Here is a 12,995-nt window from a genome sequence, read left to right as displayed (position 1 = left end):
GACGAGCAGATCGAGACCGAACCCGAGGGCGCGGGCACCGGCCCCGTCCCCCTCACCCCGATCATGGCGTGGCTGCGGGAACGCGGCGGCTCCTCCAGGGGCTTCCACCAGTCGGTGCTGCTGCGCGTCCCGGCCGGCCAGGACGTCGCCGCCCTGACCGCCGCCTGGCAGAAGGTCCTCGACCACCACGACGTCCTGCGCCTGCGCCTGGACGGCGGGCAGCCGCTCGTGCGCCCCGCCGGAGAGGTCTCAGCGGACGGCCTGGTCACCCGGGTGGACGTCGCGGGCCTCGACGAGGACGCCCGGCTCGCGGCCGTCCACGCCGAGGTCGCCGAGGCCGCTTCCGCCCTCGACCCCGAGGCGGGCGCCACCGGCCGGATCGTCTGGTTCGACGCCGGGGACGCCCAGGGCCGTCTGCTGTTCGTCCTGCACCACCTGGTCGTGGACGGTGTCTCCTGGCGCATCCTGCTGCCCGACTTCGTCAGCGCCCTCGTCGGCCTCGGTCTGGAGCCTGTCCCGACCTCGTTCCGGCGCTGGGCGCAGCGGCTGACCGCCGAGGCCGCCGACCCCCGCCGCGCCGAGGAGCTGGACACCTGGCTCGACCTGGTCGAGGGCACCAACCCCCGGCTGGCCTCGCGTGCCCTCGACCCGTCGGCCGACACCGCCGCCACGGCCCGCCACCTGACCCTGACGCTCCCCGCCGACGTCACCGAGCCGCTGCTGAGCACCGTCCCCGCCGTCTTCCACGGCCGGGTCAACGACGTCCTGCTCACCGGGCTGACCCTCGCGGTCGCGCAGTGGCGCAAGGAGCGCGGCGGTCGCGGCACCGGAGTCCTGGTCGACCTGGAGGGCCACGGCCGCGAGGAGCTGTTCCCCGGCGTCGACCTCTCCCGCACGGTCGGCTGGTTCACCACGCTCTACCCCGTCAGGCTCGACCCGGGCCCGATCGACTGGGCCGAGGTCGGCGCGGGCGGCGAGGCCGCGGGCCAGGCGATCAAGAAGGTCAAGGAGCAGCTCCGGCAGGTGCCCGACAACGGCATCGGCTTCGGCCTGCTGCGCCATCTCAACGAGGAGACCGGCGAGGAGCTCGAGGACCTGCCCCGGGCCCAGATCGCCTTCAACTACCTCGGCCGGGTCGGCCAGGACGACGGCGACTGGAGTCCCGCTCCCGAGCCGCTGCCCTCGGGCGAGGACCCGGCCATGCCGGTCGCGCACCCGCTGGAGATCAGCGCGATCACCCACGACCGGCCCACGGGGCCGGAACTGGCCGTGACCTGGACGTGGCCCGGGGCGCTGTTCACCGAGGACGACGTGCGCGGGCTCGGTGAGGCCTGGTTCGCGGCGCTGCGCGGCCTGGTCGCCCACGCCCAGGACGACAACGCCGGCGGCTTCACGAGTTCGGACCTTCTGGTCGAACTGGAACAATCCGAGATCGATGCCATTCAGGCCGCCTGGCGGAAGGGGAAGAACGCGTGACGCAGGCGAGGGACCTTGAGGACATCCTTCCGCTCTCGCCTCTCCAGCAGGGCTTCTTCTTCCATGCGAAGTTCGTCTCTGGAACGGCCGCCGACCAGGACGTCTACACCGCCCAGCTCGTCCTCGACCTCGAGGGCCCCCTGGACGTCGCGGCGCTGAGGGGCGCCGCCGGGACGCTCCTGCGCCGCCACTCCAACCTGCGCGCCGCCTTCACCGACCAGGACGTCAGCCGCCCGGTCCAGGTGATCCCGCGCGACGTCGAGCTGCCCTGGTTCGAGGTCGAGCTCACCCGGGAGGAGGCCGCCGAGCGGGTCATCGCCGAGCGCGGGCACGCCTTCGACCTGCTCGAACCGCCGCTGCTGCGCTTCGTCCTGGTCAAGATCGCCGAAGACGAGCACAAGCTGATCTTCACCAACCACCACATCCTGCTGGACGGCTGGTCGACCCCGGTCCTGGCGACCGAGCTGTTCGCCCTCTACCTCGCCGGCGGCACCGACGCCGGGCTGCCCAGGCCCACCCCCTACAAGTCCTACCTGGCCTGGCTGGCCAAGCAGGACCGCAAGGCCGCCGAGGCCGCCTGGCAGGAGGCCCTGGCCGGGCTCGAGGAACCGACGATCGTCGCCCCGCACGCCGCCGAGCTGCCCGCCGTGATCCCGCAGCGCGTCCTGCTCGACCTGGACGAGCGCGACACCAAGAAGCTCACCCGGATCGGCCGCCGCCACGGCGTCACGGTCAACACCCTGCTCCAGGCCGCCTGGGGCCTGGTCATCGGCCGTCTCACCGGCCGCGACGACGTGGTGTTCGGCGCGGCGGTCTCCGGCCGTCCCGCGGATCTGCCGGGCGTCGAGGACATGATCGGCCTGTTCATCAACACGCTGCCGATCAGGGTCCGGGTCCTGCCCGGCGACACCATCGCCGACCTGCTGGAACGCCTCCAGGAGGAGCAGGCCGAGCTGCTCCCGCACCATCACCTCGGGCTCACCGACATCCAGCGCGCGGCCGGACATCCGGCCCTGTTCGACACGATCACGGTTCTGGAGAACTACCCGTTCGACCCGTCCACGATGGACGGCACCCTGAACGGCCTGCGCCTGACCGGCTTCGACTCCTACGACGCCACGCACTTCCCCCTCTCCTTCGTGATCATGCCGGGGGAGCGGCTGTCGCTGCGCGTCCACTACCGTCCCGACGTCGTCACCGAGACCGAGGCGGAGGCGCTGCTGGAGCGCGTCCGGCGGTTCCTCGACGCGGTCCTGGAGGACGCCGAGCAGCCCCTGGCCGTCCTCGATCTGCTGTCGGAGGCCGAACACGACGCCCTGGCCGCCTGGACGGGCCCGGTCGCCGAGCCCTCCGCCGGCTCCGTCGCCGCACTCTGGAACGCCCGGGTCGCCGCGACCCCCGGTGAGACCGCCCTCGTGGCGGGCGACACCGAGCTGACCTACGCCGAGCTCGGGGAGCGCGCCGCGAGGCTCGCACACGAGCTGATCGCCCGGGGCGTGGGCCGTGGGCAGCGGGTGGCGCTGCGGCTGCCCCGTGGCGCCGACATGGTCGTGGCGATCCTCGCGGTCCTCCAGACCGGCGCGGCCTACGTCCCGGTCGACCCCGAGTACCCGGCCGACCGCATCGCCTACATGCTCGCCGACGCGGCCCCCGCGCTGGAGATCACCCCCGGCTGGCTCGCGGAGACCGCCACCGCGGGACGTCCCGCGACGCCTCCCGATGTCACGATCCACCCGGACGACGCCGCCTACGTGATCTACACCTCCGGCTCGACGGGACGGCCGAAGGGCGTCGTCGTCGCCCACCGGGGCCTGGTGAACTACCACGACGGCCATGCCGAGGGCTTCTGGGCGCCGGTCGTGGAACGGGCCGGACGCCGGGTGCGGTTCGCGCACACGGCCTCGTTCTCCTTCGACACCTCCTGGCACGGCCTGCTGCTCATGGTCTTCGGCCAGGAGCTCCACATCATCGACGACACGACCCGGCGCGACTCCGAGGCGCTGGTCGCCTACGCCCGCCGCCGCTCCATCGACCTGGTCAACACCACTCCGTCGCACTTCCAGGCGCTGCGCGACCTCGGGATCCTCGAGGCGGGCGTCTCGGGGGTGCTGCTGGGCGGCGAGGCGCTCGGCGAGGCCCTGTGGGAGGAGCTGGCGGCCCTGCCGGGGCTGCACGCGGCCAACTTCTACGGGCCGACCGAGGCCAGTGTCGACTTCTTCAACGGCCCCGTCCTGGCCGGGGCGCGGCCGAACATCGGCCGGGCGTTCCGCAACAGCCGTCCCTACGTGCTGGACGGCGCGCTCCGCCGTGTCCCGGCGGGCGTGCCGGGCGAGCTGTACGTCGCGGGGCCACTGCTGGCGCGCGGCTACCTGAACCGTCCGGACCTGACCGCGGCGGCCTTCGTCGCCTGCCCGTTCGGGGCGCCGGGCGAGCGCATGTACCGGACCGGCGACCTCGTCCGATGGCTGCCGGACGGCACCCTGGAGTACCTCGGCAGGGCCGACGACCAGGTGAAGATCCGCGGCTTCCGGGTGGAGCTCGGCGAGATCGAGACGGCGCTGGAACGGCACCCGTTCGTCAGCCGCGCCGCCGTGCTCGCCCGCGAGGACAAGCCGGGCGACCGGCGCCTCGTCGCCTACGCCGTGGTCCGGGAGAGCGCGACGCCACAGGAGCTGCGGGCGTTCGTCGCCGAGACCCTGCCGGACTACATGGTCCCGGTCGTCGTCCTGCTGCCCGAACTGCCGCTCACCCCCAACGGCAAGCTCGACCGCAAGGCCCTGCCCGCCCCCGATCTGGGCCTCGGCACGGGCCGTGGCCCGCGCACCCCGCAGGAGGAGATCCTCACCGGGATCTTCGGCGAGGTCCTCGGGCTCGGCAGGGTCGGTGTCGAGGACTCCTTCTTCGACCTCGGCGGTGACTCCCTCACCGCCACCCGGCTGATCAGCAAGGTCCGGTCCGTGCTGGGCGTCGAGCTGCCGATCAGGGCGCTGTTCGAGGCCCCGACCGTGGCGGGCATCGCCGAACGGCTCGACCGGGCGCAGGGCGTCGCGGCCAGGCCGGCGCTGGAGCGGCGCGAGCGCCCCGCGGCGATCCCGCTGTCCTACGCCCAGCAGCGGCTGTGGTTCCTCAACCGCTTCGAGGACGCCTCGGCGACGTTCAACCTGCCGATCCCGCTGCGGCTGTCGGGAGCCCTCGACCTCGACGCGATGAGCGCGGCCCTCGCCGACGTCGTCGCCCGGCACGAGTCCCTGCGGACGATCTTCCCCGACGCCTCGGGCACCCCGCGCCAGCTCGTCCTCGACCCGGCCGTCGCCACCCCGCGCCTCCAGGTCGCCGAGACGGCCGAGGCCATGCTCCCGGTCGCGCTGGCGACTCTCGCCGGCACCGGTTTCGACCTGTCCGTCGAGCCGCCCTTCCGGGTCGGTCTGCTCCGGCTGGCCCCCGACGAGCACGTGCTCGTGCTGGTCCTGCACCACATCGCCGGTGACGGCTGGTCGATGGCCCCGCTGGCCAGGGACGTCGTGACGGCCTACGAGAGCCGCCGCCGCGGCGAGGCCCCGGTGTGGGCGCCGCTGCCCGTCCAGTACGCCGACTACACGCTCTGGCAGCAGGACCTGTTCGACGGGATCCTCGACGACCAGATCGGCTACTGGAAGGAGGCGCTCGCCGGGCTGCCCGAGCAGCTGGAGCTGCCCGCCGACCGGCCGCGCCCCGCGCAGTCCTCCTTCCGCGGGGCGACCCTGGCCTTCACCGTCGGCGCCGAGCTCCACCGGGGCCTGCTGACGATCGCCCGCGAGAGCGGCGCGTCCCTGTTCATGGTCATGCAGGCCGCCTACGCCGCGCTGCTGACCCGCCTCGGCGCCGGCACCGACATCCCGGTCGGCTCGCCGATCGCGGGCCGCACCGACGAGGCCCTGGACGACCTGGTCGGCATGTTCGTGAACATGCTGGTCCTGCGCACCGACACCTCGGGCGACCCGTCGTTCCGGGAGCTCGTCGGCCGCGTCCGCGAGAACGACCTGGCCGCCTACGCCCACCAGGAGGCCCCGTTCGAGCGCCTGGTCGACGCGCTGAACCCGGTCCGGCACCTGGGCCGCCACCCGCTGTTCCAGGTGGCGCTGTCGTTCCAGAACAACCCCGAGGCCCGCGCCGAGCTCGACGGCCTCACCGTCGCCACGGTCGACCTGCCGACCGGCGCGGCCAAGTACGACCTGTCGCTCTACCTGGAGGAGACCCACGCCTCCGACGGAAGCCCCGCAGGGATCGAGGCGGGCCTGGAGTACGCGCTCGACCTGTTCGACCCGGCCACCGCCCGGGACATCGCGGACAGGCTGCTCCGCCTGCTGGCCGCCGTCGTCGCCGACCCCGACGCCCCCGTGGGCGCCGTGGACCTGCTCGCCGCCGACGAGCGCTCCACGATCCTCCAGAGCTGGTCGTCCGGGGGAGCGCGGGCCGTCGAGCCGTCCGCGGCCCCCCGGACGATCCAGGCGCTGTTCGAGGAGCGGGTCGCGAGCGACCCCGCGGCCGTCGCCGTCACCTGCGAGGGCGAGCACCTCAGCTACCGGGAGCTGAACGCCCGCGCCAACCGGCTCGCCGCCCACCTCATCGCGCACGGCGCGGGGCCGGGGAAGTTCGCCGCCATCGCCCTGCCGCGCTCCCTCGACCTCGTCGTCGCGGTCCTCGGCGTGCTCAAGTCGGGCGCCGCCTACGTGCCGGTCGACCCGGACTACCCGGCCGACCGCATCGCCTACATGCTGGAGGACTCCCGGCCCGTCCTCACCGTCACCGCCGAGGTCATCGCCGAGAGCGCGGGACGCCCGGACACCGACCCCGGTGTGGTGATGTCGGCGGAGGACCCGGCCTATGTGATCTACACCTCGGGGTCGACCGGGAAGCCGAAGGGCGTGGTGATCCCGCACTCCAACGTCATCCGGCTGATGACCTCGACGGAGCACTGGTTCTCCTTCGGCTCGGACGACGTGTGGACGCTGTTCCACTCCTACGCCTTCGACTTCTCGGTGTGGGAGCTGTGGGGTCCTCTGCTGTACGGCGGCCGTCTCGTGGTGGTCCCCTACGGGGTCTCGCGTTCGCCTGTGGAGTTCCTGAAGCTGCTCGAGGCCGAGCGGGTGACGGTGCTGAACCAGACGCCGTCGGCGTTCTACCAGCTCATGGCCGCCGACGCCGCCGCCCCCGCCGTCCTCTCCCTCCGCTTCGTGATCTTCGGAGGCGAGGCGCTGGAGCTCGGACGGCTCCAGGACTGGTACTCCCGGCACGCTGACGGCGCGCCCGTGCTCGTCAACATGTACGGGATCACCGAGACGACCGTCCACGTGTCCCACCTCGCCCTCGACAGCGCCTCCTGCGCCGAGGCGTCCGGCTCGGTCATCGGCGTCCCGATCCCCGACCTGCGGATCTACGTGCTCGACGACCGGCTCCAGCCCGTCCCGCCCGGGACGGTGGGCGAGCTGTACGTCGCCGGTCCCGGCCTGGCCCGCGGCTACCTCGGACGTCCGGGCCTGACCGCCGAGCGCTTCGTCGCGAACCCCTTCGGGGCCGGGCGCATGTACCGCACCGGCGACCTGGGCCGCTGGCGGCGCGGCGGCGCCCTGGAGTACCTCGGCCGCGCCGACCAGCAGGTCCAGCTCCGCGGCTTCCGGATCGAGCTCGGCGAGATCGAGGCCGCCCTGGTCCGTCACCCCGAGGTCACCGACGCCGCCGTGATCGTCCGTGAGGACCGGCCCGGGGACCGGCGCCTGGTCGCCTACGTGGTCGGCGGCGAGGTCGAGTCCTCGGAACTGCGCCGGTTCGTCAACGCCGACCTGCCCGACTACATGGTCCCGGCCGCGGTCGTCGCCCTCGACGCCCTCCCGCTGACCGCCAACGGCAAGCTCGACCGCAAGGCGCTGCCCGCCCCCGACTTCTCGGTCAAGGTCACCGGCCGCGGCCCCCGCGACGAGCACGAGGAGATCCTCGCCGCCCTCTTCGCCGAGGTCCTCGGGCTCGACCGGGTCGGCATCGACGACGGCTTCTTCGACCTCGGCGGCGACTCCATCATCGCCATCCAGCTCGTGGCCAGGGCCCGCCAGTCCGGGCTCGTCGTCACCCCGCGCGAGATCTTCCAGCACCAGACCGTCGCCGGGCTCGCCGCCGTCGCCCGCACCGAGGAGGCCTTCGAGGCCGAACCGGAGGGCGCCGGCATCGGGCCCGTCCCGGCGACGCCGATCATGCGCTGGTTCGAGGAGCTCCGGGGGCCGAAGGACTCCTACAGCCAGCGGATGCTGCTGCGCGTCCCGCCGCGTCTGGACCCGGCCGCCCTCGCGGCCGCCCACCAGACGGTCGTGGACCACCACGACATGCTGCGGCTGAAGGCGTCCGACGGGGTCTACGAGGTCCTGCCGAAGGGCTCGAGGACCGCCGGCGCGGAGGTCGTCGGCATCGAGGGCCTGGACGAGACGGCCCTCAGGAACGCGCTCGCGACGGCCGGAGCGGCGGCCCGCGCCTCCCTCGCCCCCGCCGACGGCGTGATGACCGCGCTGCACTGGCTGGACGCCGGCGAGGAGTCCGGCCTGCTGCTGTTCACCGCCCACCACCTGGCCGTGGACGGGGTGTCCTGGCGGATCCTGCTGCCCGACCTCGTGACGGCTCTGGGCGGGGCGGAACTCCAGCCCGTCCCGACCTCGTTCCGGCGGTGGGCGCAGCGGCTGGCCGCCGAGGCCTCCGAGCCGTCCCGCCGCGCCGAGGCGCCGTTCTGGGCCGAGATCGCCGCCACCCCCGATCCGCTGCTCGGGACCCGGCCGCTCGACCCCGCCGCCGACACCTTCGCCACGGCGGGGCACCTGACCGTGACGCTCGGCCCCGACGTCACCGAGCCGCTGCTGTCGAGCGTCCCGGCGGCCTTCCACGGCCGGGTCAACGACGTGCTGCTGACCGGGTTCGCGCTGGCGGTCGCCGCCTGGCGGGAGGGCGGCGGGCCCGCCGTGCTGGTCGATCTCGAGGGCCACGGCCGCGAGGAGATCGTGCCCGGCGTCGACCTGTCACGGACCGCCGGCTGGTTCACCACGATCAATCCCGTCCGCCTCGACCCCGGCCAGGTCGGCTGGGACGAGGTCGTCCAGGGCGGTCCCGCCGTCGGCACCGCGATCAAGCTCGTGAAGGAGCAGCTCCGCCAGATCCCGGACAACGGCATCGGCTTCGGGCTGCTCGGGCTCACCGCCCGCCCGCAGCTCGCCTTCAACTACCTCGGCCGGGTCACCGCGCCGAGCAGCGGCGACTGGTCCCCGGCGGCGGAGGAGCTGGCGGAGGCGCTCGGCGGCGGTCACGACGCCGCCCTCGGCCTGCCGCACACGCTCGAGGTCAACGCGCACACCCGCGACACCGAGACGGGACCGCGGCTCAGCGCCACCTGGTCGTGGGCGGGCGGCGTGCTCGCCGAGCCCGACGTCCGGCGCCTGTCCGCGCTGTGGTTCGAGGCCCTCACCGGTCTCGTCCTGCACGCCGCCGGTGACGGCGCGGGCGGCTTCACCCCGTCCGACATCGACCTCGTGTCGATCAGCCAGGACGAACTCGACGACCTCGCCGCCGAACTCGAAGAGTGGGACGACCTGTGAGCACCCCTCCCGCCTCCCCGGCGGCCAAGAAGTCCTCCAACCTGGAAGACGTCCTGCCGCTCGCCCCCCTCCAGCAGGGCCTGTACTTCCACGCCCTCTACGACGGCGACTCCGACGTCTACTCCGCCCAGCTCGTCCTCGACCTGACCGGCCCGCTCGACGCCGCGGCCCTGCGGGCGGCGGCCGAGGCCGTGCTGCGCCGCCACGCCAACCTGAGGACGTCGTTCCGGACGCGCAAGCAGGGCGACCCCGTCCAGGTGGTGCACAAGGAGGTCCGCCTTCCCTGGGAGGAGATCGACCTCACCGGCCGCCCCGAGGGCCTCGACGAGGTCATCGAGCGGGAGAAGAACGTCCGCTGGGACCTCACCAAGCCACCGCTGATCAGGTTCGCGCTCGTCAGGACGGGGCCGGAGAGCCACAAGCTGATCTGCACCAACCACCACCTGCTGCTGGACGGCTGGTCGACCCCGGTCCTCAACACCGAGCTGTTCGCCCTGTACCTGAGCCGGGGCGACGACGCGGTGCTGCCGCGCGTCACGCCGTACAAGAACTACCTGGCCTGGGTCGCGAAGCAGGACCGCGAGGGGGCCGTCGAGGCCTGGGCGAAGGCGCTGGAGGGCGTCGAGGAGGCGACCTTCATCCGGCCGCAGGCCGAGGGGCCCGCCGTGGCCCCCGCCAAGCTCGACCTCGAGCTCGCGCCCGACCTCACCGAGGCGCTCACCGCGCGGGCCCGAGCCGAGGGGGTCACCCTCAACACCGTCCTCCAGCTCGCCTGGGGCCTGGTCCTGGCCTGCGAGACCGGCCGCACCGACGTGCTGTTCGGCGGGGTCGTCTCCGGCCGCCCGCCCGAGCTGCCGGGCGTCGCGGAGATGGTCGGCCTGTTCATCAACACCCTCCCGGTCCGGGTCGCCGCGAAGCCGGGCGACACCCTCCGGGACGCCCTGCGGCGCCTCCAGGCCGAGCAGACCGATCTGATGCCCCACCACCACCTCGCGATCGCCGACATCCAGCGGCTCACCCCCGCCGGAGCCCTGTTCGACACGCTCACCGTGCTGGAGAACTACCCCTACGACCCGGCCGCCGAGGCCACCGATCTGGACGGCCTCAAGGTCAAGGGCGCGGGCGGCTACGACGCCACCCACTACCCGATCGCGCTCGCCGCGATCCCCGGCCGCGGTCTCCTGATCCGGCTCGACTACCGTCCCGACCTGTTCTCCGCCGAGCAGGCCGGGCGGATCGCCCGGCGGCTGGAGCGCGCGTTCACCGCGATCGCCCACGCGCCGGAGACCCCCGCGGGCCGTCTCGACCTGCTCGACCCCGCCGAACGCGAGCGCCTCGTGAACGGCTGGAACGCCACCGGGCGCCCGCGATCCTCCGGCGCCGAGACGATCACCGCCAGGTTCGCCGAGCGGGTGGCCGCCGGTCCGCGGGCCGTCGCGATCCGGTTCGAGGGCCAGTCGATCACCTACGCCGAGCTCGACGCCCGCGCCAACCGCCTCGCCCACCGGCTGATCTCGCTCGGGGTGGGCCGGGAGAGCGCCGTGGCCATGCTCCAGCGGCGCGGCCCCGACGTGCTCGTGTCCTGCCTGGCCATCCTCAAGGCGGGCGGCTGCTACGTCCCGATCCACCACAGCTACCCGGCCGACCGGATGAGCTGGGTGCTGGCGGAGACCGGGGCGACGGTCCTGCTCACCGACCGGGCCATGGCCGACCGGACGTTCGAGCACGACGCGCACGTCGTGGTCGTCGACGGCGATCCGACCCTGGCCTCGCTGCCCGTCACCGACCCCGGGGTGCCCGTCTACCCGGCGCAGCTCGCCTACCAGGTGTTCACCTCGGGCTCGACCGGGATCCCGAAGGGCGTGGGCGTCGCCCACCGCGAGGTCGTCAGGTTCGTCCACGACAGCAAGGTCGCCGCCGACCCCGAGCGGGTGCTGGTCTACGCCCCGCACGCCTTCGACGCCTCGACCTTCGAGATGTTCACCCCGCTGCTGCACGGCACCACCGCCGTGATCGCTCCGCCGGGCGACCTCGAGGCCGCCGACTTCGCCCAGCTTTTCGCCGAGGAGCACGTCACCACGGCGTTCCTCACCACGATGCTGTTCAACCTGCTCGCCGCGGAGCGTCCGGGCTCGCTGGCGGGCCTGCGCTCGCTGCACACCGGCGGCGAGGCCGCCTCGCCCGCCGCGATGCGCGCCGTCCTCGACGCCTGCCCCGACCTGGACCTGCTCAACGTCTACGGCCCGACCGAGACCACGACGTACGCGACCCTGCACGCGGTGCGCGGCCTCCAGGGCCATCCGCCGATCGGGCGGCCGCTCGACAACCGGCAGGCCCACGTGCTGGACTCCGCGCTGCGCCCGGTCCCCGCGGGCACCGTCGGCGAGCTCTACCTGGCGGGTGACGGGCTGGCCCGCGGCTACGCCGGGCGGGCCGCGCTGACCTCCGAACGCTTCGTGGCCAGCCCGTTCGGGCCGCCCGGCGAGCGCATGTACCGCACCGGCGACCTGGTCCGCCGCGACGAGGACGGCCTGATCGAGTACGTCGGCCGGATCGACTTCCAGGTGAAGGTCCGGGGCTTCCGGATCGAGCTCGGCGAGATCGAGACGGTCCACTCCCGGCATCCGGCCGTCGGGCAGACGACCGTGCTGGCCCGCGAGGACCGTCCGGGGGACAAGCGCCTGGTCGCCTACGTGGTCCCGGCGGGCGGCGGGGAGCCGGGACCGGAGTTCGCGGCGGAACTGCGCCGGTTCGCCGCCGAGCACCTGCCCGAGTACATGGTGCCCGCGGCCGTCGTGTTCCTGCCGAGCTTCCCGCTGACCCCCAACGGCAAGCTCGACCGCAACGCCCTGCCCGCCCCCGACTTCGGCGCCGCCGCCGGCCGGGACCCCGAGGGCCCGGAGGAGGAGCGGCTCGCGAGGCTGTTCGCCCAGGCGCTCGGGCTGCCGAAGGTCGCGGCCGACGTCAGCTTCTTCGACCTCGGCGGCGACTCGATCGTCGCGATGCGGCTGGTCGGGCTCGCCCGGCAGGACGGGATCGAGCTGTCGCCGCGCGAGGTCTTCACCCACCAGACGGTCGAGGCCCTGGTCGGAGCCCGCGGCGGCCCCGAGGACCAGGAGCTGGGCCTCGGCGTCCTCCTGCCGATCCGGGCGTCGGGCAGCGGGGCGCCGCTGTTCTGCGTCCATCCCGCGGGCGGCCTGGCCTGGCCCTACTTCGGGCTGCTCCGCCACCTTCCGCCGGGACGCCCGGTCTACGGGCTCCAGGCCCGCGGCTTCCTCGACCCCGACGAGGCCCTGCACGACTCGGTCGAGACGGCCGCCCGCGACCACGTCGCCCAGATCAGGAGCGTCCAGCCGCACGGCCCCTACCACCTGGCCGGGTACTCCCTCGGCGGGCTGATCGCCTTCGAGACCGCCCGGCGGCTCCAGGCGGAGGGGGAGGAGGTCGGGCTGCTGATGCTGATCGACTCCTTCCACTCCCAGGACCTCGAGATCGCCCGCAGGGAGATCGTCCCCGAGCTCCTGGAGGCCGCGGGGATCTCCGAGGAGATCGCCGGGGACACCTCGGCCCCCGACATCGACGCGGTCATGGCGGCCCTGCGGGCCAAGGGCAGCGCCTTCGCCAGCCTCGACGATCACGGCCTCGTCGCGCTCTACCGCAACTACGAGAACGGGATGAAGATCACCGAGGCCTACCGGCCCGGGCCGTTCCGCGGTGACCTGCAGTTCGTCACGGCGCTGCGCGGCAGGACCGAGGACTCGCCGACGGCCCTGGGCAACTGGGGCGCGCTGGTCTCCGGAACCGTCGAGGACCACCCGATCGACGTCGAGCACCACTTCCTGATGGAGCCGGAGCCCCTCGCGGTGATCGCCCGCCTACTGCTCAGTAAGCTCCCCTAGACTTCCGAAGCCA

3 protein-coding genes are annotated in these 12,995 nt (G+C 73.6%); all 3 read left to right on the top strand.

Annotated elements, in window-relative coordinates; genetic code table 11:
- Nucleotides 1-1,476 (top strand): condensation domain-containing protein (locus tag ABD785_RS15630; RefSeq protein WP_344828506.1); only part of this gene is annotated, 1,476 nt, incomplete at its 5' end.
- On the top strand, nucleotides 1,473-9,083 hold the full coding sequence (locus ABD785_RS15625) for an amino acid adenylation domain-containing protein (protein WP_344828503.1): 7,611 nt from the start codon (nucleotides 1,473-1,475) through the stop codon (nucleotides 9,081-9,083). The genes ABD785_RS15630 and ABD785_RS15625, both read left to right, overlap by 4 nt.
- Nucleotides 9,080-12,982, top strand: a complete 3,903-nt coding sequence (locus tag ABD785_RS15620; protein WP_344828500.1) for an amino acid adenylation domain-containing protein — start codon at nucleotides 9,080-9,082, stop codon at nucleotides 12,980-12,982. The genes ABD785_RS15625 and ABD785_RS15620 overlap by 4 nt, the downstream gene beginning before the upstream one ends.
- Nucleotides 12,983-12,995 lie beyond the last annotated feature (13 nt).

The sequence above is a fragment of the Actinocorallia longicatena genome, from assembly GCF_039534125.1.
In the GTDB taxonomy this organism is placed as follows: domain Bacteria; phylum Actinomycetota; class Actinomycetes; order Streptosporangiales; family Streptosporangiaceae; genus Actinocorallia; species Actinocorallia longicatena.
The sequence above is the reverse complement of the archived record's forward strand: the minus strand, read 5'-3'. Positions and strand labels throughout refer to the sequence as shown.